Raw genomic sequence first — 20,227 nt, forward strand, 5'->3', positions numbered from 1 at the left:
CAGTCTATGGTCCATGTTCCATTATTTACCCCTTTGAACGCTATTTCGTTATTGATTTTTTAGAACCGATAATTTTAAATATTTTTTCCAACAAGGTATAATTTGGGTCTTCTTTACTGTAGTTTAAGCAATGCTTCATTTATGTCACCAAATAAACATATTTAAGCATTTATTCTTAAATTTAACGGTTAAAAAGCCCATTAATTATTATAAAATAAAAATAAAAATGTATTTTTAGAAAGGAGTTAGAAAATACTTGCCAATCACTTAAAACTAACATTAAATTTCTTCTTTCAATGAGAAAAATCTGAGGGGCTAAATTATTTTTAAATATGTGTAGTTTACTAATAGAATGCTATAAAAAAATCTTAGTATTTGTTATTTTGATTATTTTGAATTTATCCCACATCTAATTTTATAAACTATTCATTTGCCTAAAAAACGTCCCTTTAGAAATATACTTGAATTAACTATGTTATAAAAAGCTCAACTAAAAGAATCATAATCATAAAATTTAATATTAATAAAAGTGTGATTAATTTTATGGAAGGTACTCATTCAAATGAGGATATTAAAAACGATTTCAATACCTTATTAGTTAAGGGTAACATTGCATTTTATAACTCTTCAGAAATCACCAATATATTTCTGATACAGAATTCTAAGACTTTTTTAAATATTTTCACATTAGTCGTATTAGAAGAAAGTGATGAGATTTTAGAAAGAGAAAAAATAACAAAGAAACTTCATAAAATTAACCCTAATATGAGCTTAGGAATTTCTCGAGAACGTATTACTATCGATGAAACCAAATCCATTTTTGAGAATTTGTTAAAAACAACTGAAGTAAAGTCTAATATTTGGAATATTGATGAAGACGATCTTCATGTTGACGATTTTAAAATTTTGTCTAAAAAATTTGTTCCTTCGATTGATAACGACACACCATTAAATAATGTACTTAAAAATAATGATGAAAATGGATCTTTTATTATAGAATTCTTTTCGGAGGAAAAAAGCCTTTTCAAAAATTTAAATGAGAATGAATACAAAAAAATTTGTCATAAAATTTTGGAATACTTGCCGATAGATTTTCTTTTCCTAAAAGATAGAATGTTTAATGTTATATTCCAATTTCCAATAACACTATTTTCTGTTGAAACAAGAGCTTCAAATGATTGGAAGGATTTAAAATTAAAATTAGGATGGCATCCTTTGTTGAAAAGAAAAATACCCGAGATAGAAATGATTTCTTCATCTTATGATGAAAAAGATATTGTTGGCTCAGGAATTTATTCAGGTATAATAGATGCAGAAAAAACAATTAAAAGTGGAAATGTTGATGCGGAAGTAACCACAATAATTAAAGATAAGAATACTGGCTTATTTTTATGGTATTATAAAGGTTATTATCTTAAAGGTTTTAAGATAAATTCAAATATCTATGGATCTCATCCAAATAAAAAAATAAGAATCATAAATATCAATAATAATGAGCATAAGATTGAGTTAGAGCCCATAAAAAAGGAATACTCCTTTAAAAAAAGTTATAAAGATTGGATAAACGATAGAAAATATGATGACTCTTTAATTAAATTAATTGAAGAAAAAAAATTTGTTCCTTATGGTATCAGAGGTTCTAACAATAGAGAACAAGCTTTAAAAGATTTAAGAATAATTATACAAGAGAACAGCGAAAATGGAGTTTATTTATGGGATCCATTTGCTCGTAGCAGCGATTTATTAAATACACTTTATTTTTGTCCTTACATTAATTCCGAAATGAAAGTTATTACTTCATTTTCAAAAAAAACGAAAAATGTGTTCAATGAAGATCAACAATTTGAAAATTTGAAAAACAATCAAATAAATATCCTCAAATCCAATTCAAACTCCGAAGGTATAAACTTAGAAATCAGATGTCAAAGAGAGAATTATGGATGGAAATTTCATGACAGATTTTTAATATTCCCGTTTTCTATTAAAGAAAAACCGAAAGTTTGGTCCTTAGGAACTTCTATAAATAAGATAGGTGTACAACATAGTATTTTAATGGAAGTAAATAATCCTCAAAATATTTTAGATGCTTTTAATGACCTTTGGGATGATTTAAAGGATTCAATTTTATGGAAATGTAGGGAAGATTAATATGTCTTATTTGATCGATAATGCTTTAGAAGAAATGGAAAATATCACTGAAAAAGAGATATTTAAGGATATTTCCAATATCTTAAAAATTTTAGAAAATTATAACGTAAATAAACTGATTAATTTGGAAATACCTACCAAAATTCTTCCAGAGAACATTGAAAAACAATTAATTTTGATAGCCCCTAAATTAAAAAATAGAAATTTTGTGAAAGAAGATGTGAATTTTTTAGCTAAATGGTTAAAAATTAATGAATTTTTTGCGAATAAATCGATTTCCGACAAAAGCTTTACTTTCCTTTGTCCAATTTCAACTATATTCTACTATCTACAAATCAAACCAGAATTTCTAAGTCGAATTGTTAGTAAAGAGAAATTTTCTAAAATTAATGAAAATGTCTTTGAAACTTTTAATAACATAGACGATAGTTTTAATGTATCCAAAACCGCCCCCAATTTTGAAAAAGAAGCTTTTAAGAGATATAAAACTGGTTTAACCAAAGATGATGTAAGTAGTGTTTATTTTTTTATAGAAAGTGTCGAAAGAGGAAAGGGGATCTATCCAAACTTTTTTATTTGTTTTTTAGCTCAATTATTGCTAATAGAACCATCCAAGTTTTTTAATTTTCTAGAATCCATAAATGAACCTTTTACATTAGTAAAATACATAAATACTATAGAAAATAGATTAGACAATAAATTATTTGAGTTGATCAAATTATCAAACAATAAATGGTTAGTATTGGAATATTTAAGGCAAATCTTTAAAGATCTTCCATCTGAAGGAAATCTGATCAGTGAAAAAATAGAATCAATTTCTCTTTTATTTGAGAGAATACATACCATAACTAATGGAGATTTTCTTATAGAGGGAATTGTATTCCTAAGCAAATCTAAGAATAAAAAATATTTAGGTATTTGCACAGGTACGTTTTTATCAAATTTAAATAAAAAATCCATAATAGAAAAATTAGTAGAATCGATGGGAATCAATGAACGTATGTTTAATTTGGATTTCTGGACTTTCATGGGTAAATCTTTAGAAAAAGAAAATAAGGAATTATTAAAATTTATGGGATCACTAATTTTCAATAATTGGGATAGATTTTTAAAAAAACGATTTAAAGATGAAAAAATCGTATTAGGACTTATATACACTGATTATTTAAATATAGTAATATGGTATTTACAAGAATGTTTATCAAATGATAAATCTAAATTTTTAAAATTATTGGAAGAAAAAATCGATGCAATAATAAATTACAAATCATTTTGGGTTAAATATCCGTCTAGGAAAAGACTTGTTTGCTTAAGTTATGTATACAATATGAGTGAAGCTTGGAAAAATGTTGCAAATTCTGAAATTGAAGTTGAACTTTTAAAAAATAAAATTCTATTTATTTTAGGTGATGAAAGGATGTTTTTATCTTTACCGGATTATGAAAATTCACATAAGAATATTTTAAAAATAAAAGATAATTTTGGATTAAGCTAATTACATAGGTAAACTACATTAAATGCATCAGAATAGATTCTTCACTCATATATAGGCCGCCTCAAAAAGCATCACACTTTGTCACATCGATTATTTGTTTACTATTTTAACGCATAAGGATTAGTATTTTTTTATTTATTTAAGCTTAGTTAAGCAAAATTTTATTAAACATAGAAAAACTAGTAAATTCACAAATAAATCTTCATTTATAAGGGAGTCGGGAAAATGAATAAGTCAAATTTTAAATGGAAAAGAACATTGCCATGTCTGTTATTAATAGTCATTGTGGCGGCGGTTACTACGGGCTCATCCTTTGCTGCAGGAACAATCTATGTCAGCACACAGGGAAACGATACCTGGAACGGTCTAGCAGCTACTTACGATCCAGCTACGGGAAACGGACCTAAAGCAACCATACAAAACGCAATAGACACAGTAACTGATAACGGCACAGTATCTGTAGCTGCAGGAACCTACTATGAAAACTTGTACATAAACAAAGATATTTATTTAATTGGAGCAGGTCCAGACAGCACCACTATCGATGGAATACAAAAAAATAGTGTTATAAGATTATTCGGATCCACCATGGAACCATTTAACCAGTTTGCCCTAACTGTAAATGGATTCACCCTTACCAATGGAAACGCTACATGGGGAGGCGGAATCTACAATTATGGCGGTATTCTATTCCTGATAAATACAAAAATTACCAACAACCGAGCCACTAACGGAGGAGGACTCTACAACTCAGGAACCGCCAGTGCAGACAGTGCAACAATAATAACTGGTAACATACCAGATAATGTCTATGGTTATCCCATTACACCTATTAACTCCGGGGACATTTCCCAGGATGTAATACCCTCAGTTAGCCCCAGTGGATAGAGGTGCCCATAAACAATTATAAGGTGCCCCTAATCAATTATAAAGGTGCTCATACCAATTAATAATACATTTGCATCTTAATCGAGACTTCTCTCTTTATTTTTTTTATTTTTATAAATTAAAATCATTTCGTCCTTCTGGGAACTCATCACAAATTCTATTTAAACTCCTTAATCTTTAAACTCCCTAATCAGGATCCATCCTTTTGAGAAAGATAAGCCGCAGAACTCATCATTTTTTCCCGTACATCAGGAATAAAGCCCTCCAAAAACTCCAACATATCCCTGGGAAGCCCAGCTTTATCTCCAAAATCACAATTTAAACCTTCAATTGCTATCCATGATTCTATCCACGACCGGGGAACATTAATAAAAGGATAGATCATTTTCACACCATTTTTATTTGATTGAGAGTTTAAAAGCTCTAATTTCTCACCATTGAGCATGGTTTCCAATATATGCTCCACCTCCCCGTCAAGAGTAAGTGGCAGGGCCACTGCATCAATATCGAGGTCTAATTTTTTCTTTTGAACCTCCAGTTCATTCAATCCATCCATTCCATTATAAACAATTAATTCAACACCATATTTCCTAGTATATGACTCTAAAACAGCATACAGTGTTAAATTAACACAATTTCCCGGACCTTTCAGGAGTACTTTATCATGGGGACTCAGTGCATTTTTGAGTACACGTGAAGCACGGGTGCAGATTTTCTGAAATATCTTGGAACGCTTTACTTCAAAATTAGGGAATTCCTCCAGGAATATCTCCTCTTTTTTACGTGAAAACCTAGACAATTTCAGATTATTGATATAAACCTTTTCATCAACTATACTGACAAACCTGGTTTCTACACCGTTTTTCTGGAGGAATCGGATCACTTCTTGCTTCATTGTCATATATTTGTTCCACTAATTTGACTTAAACTTGAGGGTATATGGTATAGGATATAGTTTTTTCATTAGGAAGATTGAGATAATATAAGCAAGATGAAGATTAGATAATATAAAGAAGATGAATATTAGATAATCTGAGCAAGATGAGTATACTAAACAAGATGAGGGGCTTGTTATGTTTAAAATCTTCGGCCGTGAATCAGATAAAGTGGAAAGGGAATTTCTGGAAATAGAAGTAACTGAACCTGTGGATTGTCTGTGTGATTTTACCTTCAACTTCTACTGGCAGCATAAGGGAGAAAAACTGGACCCCAGCTGGAAGATCCCAGGAAACGATTTAACCTTTGGTGAAGTGGTGGAACACCTTAAAAACAAGGGTAATATCCGTATTAATGGTGATACTGGGCACCGTCTTGCCAGCAGCGTGGGGGTGGACCTGCAGTACTTCGGAGGAACCGGACGTGACATCCCTGTGGGAGACATCTACGTGGAAGGAGATGTTGACACCCGTATGGGTATCAGCATGACCAGAGGAAGTATCTATGTCAAGGGAAAAGTGAATGAGCCCATAGGAAACCTTGTTGAGGTTAAATCCGGCCAGAATGGTTACCGGCAGTTTAGAAGCATAACTGATCTCATCACCAATGGACCGGAGGGGGACAAACTTTTAGGCAGCCAGTTTGCAGGGAAAAGATTCATAATTAATGATGGTACAGTGCAGGACACTGTGGGTGCCCGTTTAAATGCTGACGTGGATATAATTAAACAGGGAAATGTTGACCTATCCACAGGAATACTCATGCGTAAAGGAAGCACCAGAATAAACGGGAACGCCGGGAAAAACACCGGCGCACTTTTAAACGGCGGTACAATCATCATTGATGGAAATACCGATGATTTTACCGCCATTGATATGATTAAAGGAACTATCATTGTCAATGGAGATGCTGGGAAGTTTTTAGCTGCCAACAAGAAAAAGGGAATCATTCTGGCAAAAAATGGAAGTCCCATACCACCGGTAGACGAGAAACATCTCCAGAGTGCTGACCAGCAGTTACTCATTAGTCAGGGTTTCAATCCGAGTGGCTTTAAGAAGTTTGAGTAAAAGAACAATGAAAAATAAAACCCTGTACTTTTTTTAGTTAAGTATTAGTGAAAAATATTCAGAATACATCAATATTAAAATTTAAAATAGAATCTATTTAACAAAAAAATGTTCTGGAGAGGGTTTTTAAGCCTCCCAGTGCAGATGGTATTTCTCGAACTGTTTTTCCAGGATTATCACCAGCACAAATCCAATCACGGCTGCCAATATCACCGGGATAATGGAGTCCATAGAGGTTGCAATTCTAGTATAAGGTAACCTTAAGGTTCCTATCATCAGTCCCACCAGGAAAGCCATGGTCACTGATTTGTGATGTTCCAGAAGGTAATTCAAGAGCCGTGAGAAGGATAAAATACCAATCACTGCCCCTAAACAAAATGTAATGATTTCTACGAATTTGAGTTGATTTAGGGCTGCCAGCATGTATTCATACTGGTTTAAAAGAAGCAAGAGAAATGCTCCAGAGATACCAGGAAGAATCATTGCACATATAGCCACCATCCCTGACAGGAAAATGATTGGCAGAGTATGGTTGGCCTGTATGGGGTTTAATCCCACAAATATTATGGCAAAAACAAGACCAATTACCAGAAAGGCAATGTTTTTAAAGTTAAGTTCATCAACATGCTTGTAAACAAAACCCGCTGATGCTAAGATGAGGCCAAAGAAGAATGCAAAGGTAGGGGCAGTGTACACTGTTAACATGACAGTCATGATCTTAGACATGGTTAAAACCGCCACCCCAATTCCAGCCAGTAAAGGTATGAATAAATTGAAATCCCATTTTAAGAGTTCTTCCTTGGATTTTGCAAAATCACCTTTCAGGGCTGCTAAAAGGAAGTTGGCATTTATCTGACTGATGGCATGCACCAGTCTCTGGTAAATACCCGTGATCAGAGCCATGGTTCCGCCAGAAACTCCAGGGATCACATCAGCAGTGCCCATTAATAACCCACGCAAGAATATTAAAAGGGTATCCCGGTATATCTCGATTTTTCGCATAAAATATTCTCCTTACAATACAAATATTTAAATCCTGAAATAAGTTAATTGTTAATCTTACAGATTAGTCATTTCATTAATGTTAAATCCAATGTATTCAATAATTTAATCCCTTTAAGATATTATAATTGATTAAATCTTATAAAAACAGAGGTTTATTTTTTCCATGTTCAGCCCGGTAGAATTTTTAAGTGAAACAGCAATCCATTTAATAGAATCCTTAGGTTACTGGGGTGTTTTCATTGGTATGACCATTGAAAGTGCCTGCATACCCCTCCCCAGCGAAATTATAATGCCCTTCGCAGGATATGTTGTTTGGGAGGGTCAAATGACACTCTGGGGAATCACCCTGGTAGGTGCCCTTGGAAACCTTTTCGGTTCCTTAATTGCATATTATGTTGGATGGAAAGGTGGAAGACCACTCCTTGAAAAGTATGGTAAATATATTTTCATCACCCACAGTAAACTGAACCTGGCTGATGAATGGTTTGAAAAATATGGGCATGAAGCAGTGCTCATCAGCAGAGTACTCCCTGGAGTAAGGACCTTCATCTCCCTTCCTGCTGGAATCACCCATATGGACCTGAAAAAATTCATCATATACACATTCTTTGGTTCCATACCATGGTGTTTGGCCCTGGGATATGTGGGGGTGCTCATGGGCCCCAACTGGACTACTCTTCAGAGTTATTTCCATTACCTGGACGTTTTAGTGGCTATTGGAGTGGTGGTATTCCTGGCTTACCTAATTTACCATTATCGTGGAAAGGAGCACTTGGAATAACAATCTTTTTTTTTAATCTTTTTTTCAGAATCTTAGATAAAAGCAATTCCTCACGTTCTAAACCGCCTTTTCCCCCCCAATATCCCATTTGATTATTTTTATTCCAGATGGAACTCATTTTTATATATTATAATTTGTTCCAGATGGGATCCACTTTAACTGAAATTCATTATATTTATATAGTAGGTTCCTTACTATTAATCGCTGAATAAAAAAAAATAAGGAAATAGTTTAAGGCAGGTGTATAAATTGAGAAGATTTTTGCTAACACTACGAATATGGTTAGCTACCGCACTATTATTCGGTATACTTTACGCCATAATAACCGTGATTTGCACATACCTGGGCTTTGGAACTCCCATAATATTTGCCTTACTGGCCATTGTGGTTGTGTTCGCCCAGTACATGCTGGGTCCCATCATGGTGGAGAAGGTTATGCGCGTGCATTACGTGTCCCCACAGGAGGCACCCAACCTGCACACCATGGTAGAAGAATTGGCCATGAATGCCGGGATTCCAAAACCTAAAGTTGGAATCGCGGAAACCAGCATCCCCAATGCCTTTGCATTCGGTAGAACCAAAGGTGATGGAAGGGTGTGTGTCACCAGGGGTATTCTGAACCTCCTGGATGAAGAGGAGTTAAAGGCAGTTCTGGGACACGAGATCAGCCACATTCGTCACAATGACATGGCGGTAATGACCCTCATCAGCGTGGTGCCCCTTATATGCTACTGGATATTCATAAGCATGATGTTTGATAGGGATAGCGATGCTGGAGTAATTGGACTCGTTGCACTGGCAGGATACCTCCTGGGCCAGTTACTGGTCCTGTTCGTGAGCAGAGTCAGGGAATATTATGCAGACCAGGGAAGTGTGGAGATAGGGGGTAAACCTCACAAGTTAGCCAGTGCCCTTTACAAACTGGTCTACGGATCTGCTAATCTGGATAAAAGAGCTGTGAAAGAAGTGGAAGGGGTTAAGGCCTTCTTTGTCAACGATATCTCCGATGCCCGGAACGAAATAAGCGACCTTCAACAGCTGGATCTGGACATGGATGGAGTGATCAGTGAATCAGAACTGGCAGAACTACGTAACATGGACACCAGTATAGGTGCCGGTAGTAAAATCATGGAATTATTATCCACCCATCCAAACATGGTGAAAAGGATTAAACGATTAGCTGAGCTAAGCGATACTTAATCACCACCCTCTTTTTTTATTTTAATTACTCTAGGCACTTAAGTGCCGTTTTAATCATTAGTTCTAAACCAATTAAATTCTGATTTTTAGATACCTATTTTAGTATAACTACATTTGCAGAAAGGAAGCTTTTAAAAATAAAAAATAGAGTAAATAATCTACTCTAAGCGAAATAAGCCATTTTAATATATCTTGACTACACCGATCACATTGGTTTTGGGAAGCCAGGTGTCAAGGGGTGTTTTTTCGATGGTGACTACTTGTTGTACCCCGTTTATGGTGCGTATCTGGTTGCCGAGAATCTCCACTTGTCGGTTGTCACTTTTAAGGTAAACCTGACTGCCATTTATCTCAGCAACCCTTTTTACAATGAGGTTGTATTCAGGATGACGGGCCACCACCAGATCCCCTACCTTGAAGTCACTGGTTTTAAGCACAACTATGTCCTGTCCATCCTGCAGGGTGGGTACCATGGATGTTCCCCTGACTGTGGCTGGCAGGGGGAGCTGATTTTCCCCAAACTGGGAATTTACGGTCACTTGTACTGTGAAGTTGTATTTGCTGGCAATACTCTGCATATCCGTCTGGATAGAACCTAAACTGCTGTCAGCATCCTGTACATCTGCCAGGGCCTTTGTCCTCATCTCTCCAAGCATGGCTTTCGGAACAGGAAACCAGGATGAGGATTGAACCGATACCTCAGTACCATTGGTTTTAATTATAATTCCAGTACTGTTATAATCAGCAAACAGGTAAAATGCAGATCCTGCTACTGCCACCAGTACCAGTAATCCAATGATAACTCCAGTCCTGTGTTTCACTTACTCGCCACCATCCATCAATTTATCAATAATATCTTGGGTATGTTTAAGATCCAGCTGTCCTGGTGCGGATTCACCGCCTAATGATGCATAGGTAATGGGAGATCCTAAAAGGGGTGCTACCACCCTGGTGTATCGTCCCAGTTCTCCCATTGCTATTCCAATGGTGTTATCAGCCTGGTTGATTACTTGCAAGACGTTAAGAGTGTCCTGCATATTCTGAGGCATGACTGCGAACTTGGCTATGTTTCCCAGTTCTTTCTCTCTTTTAACAATCTCCAAAAGTTCCTTCAAGTAGGGAGTTTTCTGGAAATCATGATAGGATATTATGGCAGATTTAGCTGCCCGAATAACTCGAGAACGGTATTGTTCATCTGTTTGAAGCTCTATATCCAGATAATCAGCATAATCTGCAACTTCAACCAATATTTCCGTTCTAAGAGCTTCAGATCCCATGAAATAGCCCCCTTCTCCCCTCATTCGGTTAGTGGCGATGAGGGGGTGGTTTATTTCCTCTATTAGGTGGATGATACTTTGGGGATCAGTATCCAAAAGAGCATCTATCCGAAGCTCCACCAGGTCTGCTCCCGCATTTATAGCTTCACTGGCAACTTTTAAAACAGTTTTCCTGTCTTTTTTTAGGATTGGAACGCAGATTAAAGGTTTCAAAATCATGGGTATTCACATCCGGGAGATATAATTAAGGGTAAATAGATATTGATGCTTATAAATCCAGGTCTACTGAAATGGGATTAAAATATTCAGTGACATATTATTTATTTATTTGTGCATCTTACTAAAAAATATTTGTGAATTAGTGGATGTTTAAACCATAGATTGTATAAAACTTTCCGAATATTAAATAATGATTAAACAGTTGTATAAAAAAAATCTTATAAGAAATGTATAAGAACAAGTTTTCACCATATTATCCTCACTAAAATTTAATCCATGGATTTTTATCCATGTATCCGAACTATATAATTAATGTTCTAACAGATTCAGGTGATGATTTGAAAATTACCGCTATCGGTGCAGATATTTCTGGAAACGATGTTTCCTGTAGTAAAACTCTCATTAAAAACATAGAAAATAGCATTCCAAGTTTAATAGGTAAGGGAGCCTACAAAGCTGCTCTTACCAACATCACTGGTGATGACGTGGTCATAAGTGCCTTTGTGGAAGATGACCGGCTGGAAGAAGTTAACCAGGGTATTGTGGACATTCTTAAGAGGAACGCCGAAGATCTGGGCGACATCAACGGAATATCAAACACCATAGAAGGAGCAGGTGAGGGAATATCCTATGCAGAGGCAAAGATAAGGCAGGACCGCTATCCAGATGCCATTATCATGGCCTTTGACACCTACGGTGGTGAGGGATTCGTGCATAACGTTGCTGATTCTGTGATGAAAGCCGCCAGAGGCATGGATCAGGTGACTGATATTGGAGGGAGTAGTTTAAACCACGGCCAGGAAATACCAGGTGTAGGGTATGTTTCTGATGAAACAGATGACCCGGTAGTGGTGGTGACTGTGGAGGACATCGAAAGCATTGGAATAGTAGCCGGGGCTATGATGGGAGCTGCACTGGGCAACAAAAATGTTTACCTGGTCAAAAGAGGAGCTCCATCCTATGTTATCCCTGGAAGTGTAATCATGTCCATCACTGCCTATATGAACGGGAATGTTATGGACCTGGCAGTACCCCTTTCCAGTAAGATGAGGATTTTAAGTGTTTAAGATAGTTTCATTGATTGAAATAATAAATGAATTTGAAATTAATAAAGAAAATAATTTAAAAAAAATAACATACTGTTCTTTTAATAATTCAAAGGAAGTGATACAGTGATATTTCTTGACAAGGACACCCGATGTGTTGTGCAGGGCATTACCGGTAAACAGGGCTCTTTCCACACTAAAAGTATGTTGGAGTATGATACTAATATCGTGGCTGGCACGTCACCAGGTAAAGGAGGTCAGGAATTTGAGGGAATTCCGGTCTACAATTCCATTGCCGAAATTAAAGAGGAAATGGATATTAATGCGTCCATAATATTCATACCAGCCCCATTCGCCAAGGACGCTGCCTTTGAAGCCATATCGCAGCTGGAACTGGCAGTGATTATCACCGAACACATCCCAGTACATGATGCTATGGAAATAGCTCAGTACGCACGTAATAACGATTGTAAAGTAATTGGACCCAACACCCCTGGAATTATATCCCCTGGAGTTGGTAAACTGGGAATCATGCCTACCCATATCTTCAATCCAGGAAATATTGGAATTGTATCTCGTAGTGGAACTTTAACCTATGAGGTGGCCAGTCAGATTACCCAAGCGGGTCTGGGCCAGAGCACCTGTCTTGGTATTGGTGGCGACCCTGTGGTGGGGATGGACTTCGCAGATGTGCTGCAGAAGTTTGAAAAAGACCCCGGAACACGGGCAATGGCCATGATAGGGGAGATTGGAGGTAATGCCGAGGAAAAAGCAGCAGAATACATTGCCGAGAACATCACCAAACCAGTTGTGGCTTATATTGCCGGTAGAACCGCACCTGCAGGGAAGAGAATGGGACATGCTGGGGCCATAATTGAAAGGGACAGTGGAACTGCTGAAAGTAAGATCAAAGCCCTTAAAGCTGCTGGTGTGGAAGTAGCAGAACAGCCATCCCAGATTGCAGATATAATGAAGGATATAATCTAAATATTAAGGATATAATCTAAATATTCCCCAGCAATAATTTAATATCCTAAAATACTTTGCAAATCAGCCTAAAAAATTAAAGAAGTTCTATTCATTTATTTTTACCAAAAAAAATATTCATAACATGAGCCCAATTTCTAATTGTAAAAAAAGCTTATCATATACAGGAATTTATTACAAGAATCTAATGTTTAGGATATGTGCCTGAACTAACCGGTACCTGAATATACCGGAAATATAACCCCAAACCTCATTCATGACGGGAAAACATTTCAAGATGGTTTTTATGGCAAACAAAGAAGAAATTATTGAAAAACTGGTTAAGGGAGAATTAAAACTCCATCAGATTGAAAGTTACACTGATAATGTCCAGGAAGCAATTGAGGTGAGGAGGGAGTTTGCTGAACACGTCTCCGACACTAATTTAACTCATTTATCGCAGTACTCCCTGGATCTGGCTGAGGCCATGAAAAGGAACATTGAAAATCCCATAGGAACCGTGCAGATCCCAGTGGGACTGGCTGGACCACTGTACCTCAATGGAAAATATGCCCAGGGAGCTTACTACGTTCCTCTGGCTACTTCTGAAGGTGCACTGGTGGCATCGGTCAACAGGGGATGTTCCGTCACCAGGGAAGCAGGTGGTGCCACGGTACGCATAATAGATGATAAAATGACCAGAGCCCCGGTTATACAAACAGATTCTGTCTCTGAAGCTATTAAAATAAAAGAATGGATTGAAAGACATTTTATAGAGCTTAAAGAAGCCGCAGAAAGTACAACACGTCATGGTCGTTTGGTTAAAATCGATCCCATAATAGTGGTGGGGCGTTACGTTTATCCGCGTTTCACATACACCACCGGTGACAGTATGGGTATGAACATGGTCACCATAGCCACTGATAAGGCCATGGATATTTTAACCAGGGAAACTGGAGCCCATGTACTGGCTCTTAGTAGTAATCTCTGTGTGGATAAAAAACCATCAGCAATGAACCTCATAGAAGGACGGGGAAAAACCGTGACAGCAGATATCCTCATCCCACGTGAAATTGTGGAAAAGAAACTTAAAACCACCCCTGAATCTATTATGGAAGTGAATATGGCTAAAAACTTTATTGGTTCTGCCATATCCGGGAGTATGGGTTTCAATGCCCAGTACGCCAACATGATCGCTGCCATATTCCTGGCCACCGGACAGGATGCAGCCCACATAGTAGAAGGAAGCCTGGGAATAACCACTGCTGAGGTTAAAAATGGTGATTTGCAGTTTTCAGTGACCCTCCCTGATATTCCCATGGCCACAATTGGTGGGGGAACTCGTTTAGAGACTGCCCAGGATTGTTTGGAAATCATGGGCGTGTCTGGATCAGGTAAAGTTAATAAATTTGCAGAAATCGTAGCAGGAACAGTCCTGGCAGGGGAACTGTCACTTATGGGTGCACTGGCTGCTGGACACTTGGCACGGGCGCATAAGGATCTGGGAAGGGGATAAAAAAAGAATTCAAATTATCCTCCCATAACTAATTGGAAAAATAAAAAAAATAGTAAATATTCTACCCATAATAGAGGATAATATTATATTTGAACAAAGGATGTATATCCTAAAATAGAAATAAACGATTGATATAATAACGAGTTTAAAATTAACTGATTTTTCAGATCGGAGATAATGACATTATGAACATCCGCGAATTCATAAGCGAATACTTTAAAATGAGCCGTTATGTGGCTCTGGGAACCATGGATGGAATACTGGCAGTTATGGGAGTAACACTTACTGCCAGTGGTGTGGCTGCTGTAAGTGGAATGGAACTTTCCAATTTCGCTGTAGGGTTAACTGGCCTCAGTGGAGGCATCGCTCTGGCAATGTCCAATGCATTTGGTTCTTTCATTGGTGAAAGGGCAGAAGAGGTTCGCAGTATACGCGAACTGGAGCAGAAGATGATGCTGGAAGAGGGTAAACTGGATGACACCCACATACATCAGCAGGCTAAAAAGCGAATATACATGAGCATGTTCACCCATGGATTCAGCAGCTTCACTGGCTCATTCGTACCAGTACTACCATTCATACTCATTTCCCAGAGGCTAAGTGCCATAATATGCACACTGGTACTCTGCTTTCTGGCATTAATCATACTAGGTGTGTATCTAGGAAAGGTATCCCGTGAAAGTTTAGTTAAAACCAGCCTGGAAATCGTACTCATCGGAATTCTAATCAGTGTGGTCAGTTACCTCATTGGAGGAGGGCATGGTTAAAACCATAATCCCTCCCAAAATTCATGATATAAGGATTTTGATTAAATAGCATTTAAAGCCCAGAATTTATTTTAAAAATATTTTAATATTATTTTTTTAATTTTTTTTAAATTTAAAGAAATCATACAGTTTTATAGAATTCTTTTTTTATTTAATTTCAAACTTATCTTAGTCAAAGTTCTCTTTTTAATTTCGAACTTCTTTCAAAGGTGAATAAATGAATCATGTAAATCCGTTCCACTAGAAATCCATCTCCACACTGTAAATCTTTTCTACCCGTTCCACATGTATCTGGTAGGCATCTTCCACTGTGATGAGACCAGAATTTATTAGCTTACGTGTTCGTCGGGGAACTGTTCTGGGCCCCATTACCGCCCCTGGCCTGGTGCGATCATCCAGGTAATCAGTTTCCATGAGGAAAGTTTTACCCTTCTTTAAAGCTTCTCGTATTACATCACCACTGGCAATTAGGGACGGGGTGAGTCCGTGGTTTTCCTCGGGTAGAACCAGTGGTCCTGAGAAATGTTTTATAACCCTTTTTTTATCTAAACCAGCTTTACTGGCCATTTTTGCAAATTCATGGAACTGTTCTTCTGTAGAACTTTCAGTGTGCAGCTGCACCGGACAGTCTGCTTCCTGTGCCAGTTCCATGGCATATACCATCAGTCGGTTGTGTGCTTCCATCTCCTCTGGAGAGACCGGGTAATGTGGTCGGCCTATTTCACCGATTCCAACAGCCTTTCCTTCCATTACCATGTTCTGAGCTGTTTCCAGAGCCCCTCTCATGAGTTCCTCAGCCTGGGCCAGTTCCACCCCTGCTTCCACTCGGCGGCTTAGCTCCGCAGGATGCGCCCCCACCACCGCAAAGGCCTGAACCTCAGTTTCCCGATTGATTTCATCCACATATCCCACCACGAGTTCCATTGCCTCCATAAAATCACACTGAGGACTCACTGTCCAGGTGGGTTTGTTGGGGATGATCATGGCAGTTCCCCCAGACCGGTGAAACTTCAGGGCAACTTCCAATGGTCCCTCACCGTTTATAGGGTCTACGTGTATGTGATTATCTGTAGATGGTATGTTGTCCATGGTAATTATCTCCAATAAATCCGTTTAATGAATTAAATTAGGATTCAAATCTAGGACTTAGATTCATTCAGAATTATGATTATTAGTATCCAAGTTCCCTCATCAGTGCGGTTTCAAATACTTCAACGGGTGGGGTTACCCCGGTCCAGATACTGAATGACTCCAATCCCTGGTAAATTAACATTTTAGTCCCGTTAATTGCCTGTGCACCGGCTTTTCCTGCCTCACGTAGGAGTCCTGTTTCAAGGGGGTTGTAGACAATGTCATTTACCACCAGATCAGAATGCATCATATCACTGGTCACTACGGGTTCATCATCCTGATGGGGATGCATTCCCACTGGTGTGGTGTTAATGAGAACATCGGTATCCTTAAGCTCCCATGTAAGCTCATCATCCAATCCCAGACAATCCACAGAAGCCATGGAAGTCTCTTTCAAATCATCCCTCAAGTTACAGGCTTTTTCCCGGGTTCGGTTGGCTATTAAAACTTCTCCCACCCCACTGAGTAATAACTGGAAGGATATTGCCCGTGCTGCACCACCCGCTCCAAGTATGATTATTTTTTTACCCTTAACTGGTGTTGCTTCTTCAATGGCCTTCACCGCACCAACACCATCAGTATTATAACCAACAGCATTCGTTTCTGTGAATTTCACAGTGTTCACTGCCCCTATAAGCTCTGCTACCTCATCCAGTTCATCAAGATAGTTAATAACTTCAATTTTATGAGGTATGGTAAGATTAAGACCCTTAATTCCCATGTTCCGGGCACCAAGAATAGCGGGGGCCAGGTTTCCACGCTTGACATGGAATGGAACATAAACATGATCCAGTTTAAGCTGCTGGAAGGCGGCGTTGTGCATGGGAGGAGATAAGCTGTGTTCTACAGGGTCTCCCATTATACCCATCAGGCCAGTTTTTCCGGTTATCAATTTATATCACCATTAGTTAATTTAGGGAACATTTTATATTAATCCCTTAGAATAAATTATGTTAACAGTTTATGTTAGAAAAGTTACAAGATGGGATGAAATTTTATCCATCATGAATACCATGAAGGATAATGTGATGATGTTCTGTGTGGGGTTTGAATAAATGATCGCCAAACAAAGGTTTGTTTTAGACACAACTGCCTTTACTGATAATCAGTTAAGGGATGATTATGGAGATGGGGAACTGGACAAGACAGTGGAGGTACTGCTGGATCTTATAGCCAGTTCCAGGATAAAACTCAACATGAGCTGCCACATGCCTCCAATCACCTACAAGGAATTCACTGATTACATAACCCGCTATGACTGCCCCCAAAGTATCATGATCAAAGCTGAGACATGGATTGTTAAAAAAACTCCTAACCGCTACGACACCAAAATACCCTCGGAGATATTCTATGAATATGTGCAGGATATGAGGGAAAGGATGAACAAGGGTATGCGCATCTCGGAAAGTGCAGTGTGGGAGGCAGCGGTGGAATCCATGGTTATGATGTCCCGTGGGGAGAAAAAAACCCAGATCGAGATGGAAGTCATCGGCAAGGCCATTAAAGACTTCAGGAAACGCTACCGGGCAGCGCTCCGAAAAGGAACCCTGGACAGCGCCCCTGACCTGGACGTGCTCCTCTTAGCCAAAGAACTGGGAGCAGGAGTGGTGGCTGCAGATGAAGGTATCAAAATCTGGGCAGAACGACTGGGACTCCGCTTTTTAAGTGCCAAATCATTCCCCAAAATGCTCAGAGAGTACCTTAAATACTACGAATGAATAATTTGAACCTATTATTTCATTGAAAAATTAACCTTTATCCTATGAACAACCGTTATTTCATTGGAAAAATAACTTATATTCCATAAAAACTGTTATCTCTTGGAATAGTAACGGTTATCATGAAAACCATTTCTCATGAAACCATTTTTTTACTACTAATCATCTGCCAACCAGGGGCAATATCTTTCAGTCAATATCTTTCAATGAAATAATCCATTTAATATTTTTTTCTTTAGAATGGTTCAAGTGGTTAACTCTCCCATAATACTATCTATAATGAAAATCCAATACAAGACTTTAGAATAAAAAAATCATTAATTCATATCAATGTGACTCACGTTTAAATGTAGGAGAATTAGGAATGGAACTGCAAAAACCAAGAGGAACCCGTGATTTCCTCTTTAAGGAGATGAAAGAAAGAAAACTCGTGGAAAACACCATGAGAAAAGTGTTTGAAACCTACGGTTATCAGGAGATTAAAACTCCCATCTTCGAGGATCTCTCGCTTTTCACCCTAAAGTCCGGTGAAGGAATAATAGATGAAATATATCACTTCCAGGACAAGGGTGGAAGGGATCTGGCACTCCGACCTGAATTAACAGCACCAGTAGCCAGAATATATTTGAATGAACTACAAAAAGCAGCTAAACCCCTTAAAATGTACTATTTTGGGAGTTGCTTCCGTTACGAAAGGCCACAGGCTGGACGTTTCCGCCAGTTCTGGCAGATGGGGTGTGAACTCATCGGTGGAAAATCTCCTGACTCTGAAGCTGAAATCATTGCTATGGCAGCCCACTGCCTGGAAGAACTGAAATTAGAAGATTACCAGATACACTTGGGCAATCTGGGAATTCTAAGGGGAATTCTCAGTCAGGACAGTGTTTCAGCTGACCAGCAGGATCAAATAATGGCACTGATAGATAAGGGAGATGTCGAGGAACTTAAAAAGTTACTGGGAGATCTGAAACTCCCCGAAAACTCAAAAAACATCCTCCTGAAATTAGTTGGTATGCGTGGACATCAGGATATAATTGATAAAGTGAAAAATATAATTAAAGATTTTCCTGATGCCATGGAATCACTTGAAGAACTTGAAACACTACTGGAAATGTTAGAAGCCTTTGGTTTTGCTGATTACACCGTGAATTTGGGTATTGCCCGGGGACTGGATTACTACACCGGGACTGTTTTTGAGATCTACGTGGAAGGTCTGGGAGCCCAGAAACAAATAAGTGGTGGGGGAACCTATAATTTAATAGAGATTTTCGGTGGCGAAAAGGTGGAATCCACTGGATTCGCCTTTGGCTTCGACCGGGTTATGGGCGCCCTTAAAATACAGGAAACCAACACTCAAGTCGAAAGACGGGTGGATGTTTTCGTAACCCCCATATCCTCAGAAATGAAACTCCATGCCTTTGAAATAGCCCAAAACTTAAGAAAATCAGGCATTTCAACTGATGTGGAACTGGTGGGGCGGAAACTTAAGAAGACCCTATCTTTTGCCAGTAACTCCGGAGCGAGGTTTGTGGTTCTCATTGGAGCCCGTGAACTGGAAGAAAATAAATTAACCATTAAAGACATGGAATCCGGAGATCAGGAGCAAATACCTCTTGAAATGGTTAAAGATATTTTATTAGACAGAATTAATAATAAGGAATGATGAAAATGGATGTACCAGAACTTAACTACCGTCATGTGGTTAATGGAGAAAAACTGGTTATAGCCATAGCCCAGGACCATGAAAATGGTGAAGTGCTCATGGTAGCCTACATGAATCGTGACGCTTTCAACAAAACAATTGAGACAGGTAAGGCGCATTACTGGAGCACCAGCCGTAAACAGTTGTGGTTCAAGGGTGAAAGCTCCGGTCATGTGCAGGAAGTAAAAGAAATCTTCACTGACTGTGACCAGGATGCCGTGCTTCTCAAGGTGAAACAACTGGGTGCGGCATGTCATGAGGGGTATTATTCATGTTTCTTCAGAGAAATTGTAGATAATGGGCGGAAACTCGAAGTAGTTAAAGAAAGAGTTTTTGCACCTGAAAAAGTTTATGGAGACAAATAG

Annotated in this window: 19 protein-coding genes and 1 pseudogene; 13 read left to right on the forward strand and 7 right to left on the reverse strand. The window is 38.2% G+C overall.

Annotated features, from left to right (window positions below; genetic code table 11):
- Nucleotides 1-20 precede the first annotated feature (20 nt).
- A pseudogene (locus tag HY987_RS00835) lies at nt 21-139 on the reverse strand (IS5/IS1182 family transposase); the annotation flags it as partial.
- 404 nt (nt 140-543) lie between these two features.
- Here HY987_RS00835 and HY987_RS00840 point away from each other — a divergent pair.
- The 3 genes from HY987_RS00840 (at nt 544) to HY987_RS00850 (ending at nt 4,531) form a co-directional block, all read left to right on the forward strand.
- Nucleotides 544-2,148: a VPA1262 family N-terminal domain-containing protein gene (locus tag HY987_RS00840; RefSeq protein ID WP_292754469.1), complete on the forward strand. Its 1,605-nt coding sequence runs from the start codon at nt 544-546 to the stop codon at nt 2,146-2,148.
- Nucleotide 2,149: 1 nt separating this feature from the next.
- Nucleotides 2,150-3,643, forward strand: a complete 1,494-nt coding sequence (locus tag HY987_RS00845; RefSeq protein ID WP_292754472.1) for a hypothetical protein — start codon at nt 2,150-2,152, stop codon at nt 3,641-3,643.
- 225 nt (nt 3,644-3,868) lie between these two features.
- Nucleotides 3,869-4,531, forward strand: coding sequence for a hypothetical protein (locus tag HY987_RS00850; RefSeq protein WP_292754475.1), 663 nt, complete (start codon nt 3,869-3,871; stop codon nt 4,529-4,531).
- 190 nt (nt 4,532-4,721) lie between these two features.
- Here the strand turns inward: HY987_RS00850 and HY987_RS00855 are convergent, their stop codons facing one another.
- Nucleotides 4,722-5,432 carry an ATPase gene (locus tag HY987_RS00855; protein WP_292754477.1) on the reverse strand — a complete coding sequence of 237 codons (711 nt, stop codon included), beginning with the start codon at nt 5,430-5,432 and terminating at the stop codon, nt 4,722-4,724.
- Between the two features lie 172 nt (nt 5,433-5,604).
- Between HY987_RS00855 and HY987_RS00860 the strand changes: the two genes are divergently transcribed.
- Nucleotides 5,605-6,534, forward strand: coding sequence for a hypothetical protein (locus tag HY987_RS00860; RefSeq protein ID WP_292754480.1), 930 nt, complete (start codon nt 5,605-5,607; stop codon nt 6,532-6,534).
- Between the two features lie 126 nt (nt 6,535-6,660).
- Here HY987_RS00860 and HY987_RS00865 read toward each other — a convergent pair whose 3' ends face one another.
- Nucleotides 6,661-7,536, reverse strand: a complete 876-nt coding sequence (locus tag HY987_RS00865; RefSeq protein WP_292754483.1) for a DUF368 domain-containing protein — start codon at nt 7,534-7,536, stop codon at nt 6,661-6,663.
- A gap of 166 nt (nt 7,537-7,702) precedes the next feature.
- Here HY987_RS00865 and HY987_RS00870 point away from each other — a divergent pair, with 166 nt between their 5' ends.
- On the forward strand, nt 7,703-8,320 hold the full coding sequence (locus HY987_RS00870; protein WP_292754486.1) for a DedA family protein: 618 nt from the start codon (nt 7,703-7,705) through the stop codon (nt 8,318-8,320).
- Nucleotides 8,321-8,569: 249 nt separating this feature from the next.
- Complete coding sequence (locus HY987_RS00875; RefSeq protein ID WP_292754489.1) at nt 8,570-9,520, forward strand: zinc metalloprotease HtpX; 951 nt, start codon at nt 8,570-8,572, stop codon at nt 9,518-9,520.
- Between the two features lie 182 nt (nt 9,521-9,702).
- Here the strand turns inward: HY987_RS00875 and HY987_RS00880 are convergent, their stop codons facing one another.
- Entirely contained in the window at nt 9,703-10,341 is a 639-nt protein-coding gene (locus tag HY987_RS00880) for a S24/S26 family peptidase (RefSeq protein WP_292754491.1), read from the reverse strand.
- Nucleotides 10,342-11,016, reverse strand: coding sequence for a type I 3-dehydroquinate dehydratase (gene aroD / locus HY987_RS00885; RefSeq protein WP_292754492.1), 675 nt, complete (start codon nt 11,014-11,016; stop codon nt 10,342-10,344).
- Nucleotides 11,017-11,354: 338 nt separating this feature from the next.
- Between aroD and HY987_RS00890 the strand changes: the two genes are divergently transcribed.
- The 4 genes from HY987_RS00890 (at nt 11,355) to HY987_RS00905 (ending at nt 15,311) form a co-directional block, all read left to right on the forward strand.
- The gene (locus tag HY987_RS00890) at nt 11,355-12,083 is read left to right on the forward strand and encodes a hypothetical protein (RefSeq protein WP_292754494.1); all 729 of its coding nucleotides are present in this window, start codon (nt 11,355-11,357) and stop codon (nt 12,081-12,083) included.
- Between the two features lie 105 nt (nt 12,084-12,188).
- Nucleotides 12,189-13,049 carry a succinate--CoA ligase subunit alpha gene (gene sucD / locus HY987_RS00895; protein WP_292754497.1) on the forward strand — a complete coding sequence of 287 codons (861 nt, stop codon included), beginning with the start codon at nt 12,189-12,191 and terminating at the stop codon, nt 13,047-13,049.
- Nucleotides 13,050-13,335: 286 nt separating this feature from the next.
- Complete coding sequence (gene hmgA, locus HY987_RS00900; RefSeq protein ID WP_292754499.1) at nt 13,336-14,544, forward strand: hydroxymethylglutaryl-CoA reductase (NADPH); 1,209 nt, start codon at nt 13,336-13,338, stop codon at nt 14,542-14,544.
- 185 nt (nt 14,545-14,729) lie between these two features.
- A complete protein-coding gene (locus HY987_RS00905) occupies nt 14,730-15,311 on the forward strand; it encodes a TIGR00267 family protein (RefSeq protein ID WP_292754501.1) in 582 nt (193 codons plus the stop codon).
- Between the two features lie 240 nt (nt 15,312-15,551).
- On the opposite strand, the gene HY987_RS00910 is transcribed toward HY987_RS00905, so the two are convergent.
- Nucleotides 15,552-16,400 carry a TatD family hydrolase gene (locus HY987_RS00910; protein WP_292754504.1) on the reverse strand — a complete coding sequence of 283 codons (849 nt, stop codon included), beginning with the start codon at nt 16,398-16,400 and terminating at the stop codon, nt 15,552-15,554.
- Between the two features lie 82 nt (nt 16,401-16,482).
- Nucleotides 16,483-17,334, reverse strand: coding sequence for a shikimate dehydrogenase (gene aroE / locus HY987_RS00915; RefSeq protein ID WP_292754507.1), 852 nt, complete (start codon nt 17,332-17,334; stop codon nt 16,483-16,485).
- Nucleotides 17,335-17,497: 163 nt separating this feature from the next.
- Between aroE and HY987_RS00920 the strand changes: the two genes are divergently transcribed.
- The 3 genes from HY987_RS00920 to hisI all read left to right on the forward strand — a co-directional run bounded on the left by HY987_RS00920 (nt 17,498) and on the right by hisI (nt 20,227).
- Nucleotides 17,498-18,160: an RNA ligase partner protein gene (locus HY987_RS00920; protein WP_292754510.1), complete on the forward strand. Its 663-nt coding sequence runs from the start codon at nt 17,498-17,500 to the stop codon at nt 18,158-18,160.
- Between the two features lie 364 nt (nt 18,161-18,524).
- On the forward strand, nt 18,525-19,823 hold the full coding sequence (gene hisS, locus HY987_RS00925; protein WP_292754514.1) for a histidine--tRNA ligase: 1,299 nt from the start codon (nt 18,525-18,527) through the stop codon (nt 19,821-19,823).
- Between the two features lie 5 nt (nt 19,824-19,828).
- A complete protein-coding gene (hisI, locus tag HY987_RS00930; RefSeq protein WP_292754517.1) occupies nt 19,829-20,227 on the forward strand; it encodes a phosphoribosyl-AMP cyclohydrolase in 399 nt (132 codons plus the stop codon).

It is taken from the genome of Methanobacterium sp. (assembly GCF_016217785.1).
Taxonomy (GTDB): Archaea; Methanobacteriota; Methanobacteria; order Methanobacteriales; family Methanobacteriaceae; genus Methanobacterium.

Coding starts and splice junctions, on each gene's coding strand:
- HY987_RS00905 (WP_292754501.1), top strand. CDS start 14,730: ATGAACATCCGCGAATTCATAAGCGAATACTTTAAAATGAGCCGTTAT.
- HY987_RS00855 (WP_292754477.1), bottom strand. CDS start 5,432: ATGACAATGAAGCAAGAAGTGATCCGATTCCTCCAGAAAAACGGTGTA.
- aroD (WP_292754492.1), bottom strand. CDS start 11,016: ATGATTTTGAAACCTTTAATCTGCGTTCCAATCCTAAAAAAAGACAGG.
- HY987_RS00920 (WP_292754510.1), top strand. CDS start 17,498: ATGATCGCCAAACAAAGGTTTGTTTTAGACACAACTGCCTTTACTGAT.
- HY987_RS00845 (WP_292754472.1), top strand. CDS start 2,150: ATGTCTTATTTGATCGATAATGCTTTAGAAGAAATGGAAAATATCACT.
- HY987_RS00865 (WP_292754483.1), bottom strand. CDS start 7,536: ATGCGAAAAATCGAGATATACCGGGATACCCTTTTAATATTCTTGCGT.
- HY987_RS00860 (WP_292754480.1), top strand. CDS start 5,605: ATGTTTAAAATCTTCGGCCGTGAATCAGATAAAGTGGAAAGGGAATTT.
- HY987_RS00870 (WP_292754486.1), top strand. CDS start 7,703: ATGTTCAGCCCGGTAGAATTTTTAAGTGAAACAGCAATCCATTTAATA.
- HY987_RS00840 (WP_292754469.1), top strand. CDS start 544: ATGGAAGGTACTCATTCAAATGAGGATATTAAAAACGATTTCAATACC.
- hmgA (WP_292754499.1), top strand. CDS start 13,336: ATGGCAAACAAAGAAGAAATTATTGAAAAACTGGTTAAGGGAGAATTA.
- HY987_RS00910 (WP_292754504.1), bottom strand. CDS start 16,400: ATGGACAACATACCATCTACAGATAATCACATACACGTAGACCCTATA.
- HY987_RS00850 (WP_292754475.1), top strand. CDS start 3,869: ATGAATAAGTCAAATTTTAAATGGAAAAGAACATTGCCATGTCTGTTA.
- hisS (WP_292754514.1), top strand. CDS start 18,525: ATGGAACTGCAAAAACCAAGAGGAACCCGTGATTTCCTCTTTAAGGAG.
- hisI (WP_292754517.1), top strand. CDS start 19,829: ATGGATGTACCAGAACTTAACTACCGTCATGTGGTTAATGGAGAAAAA.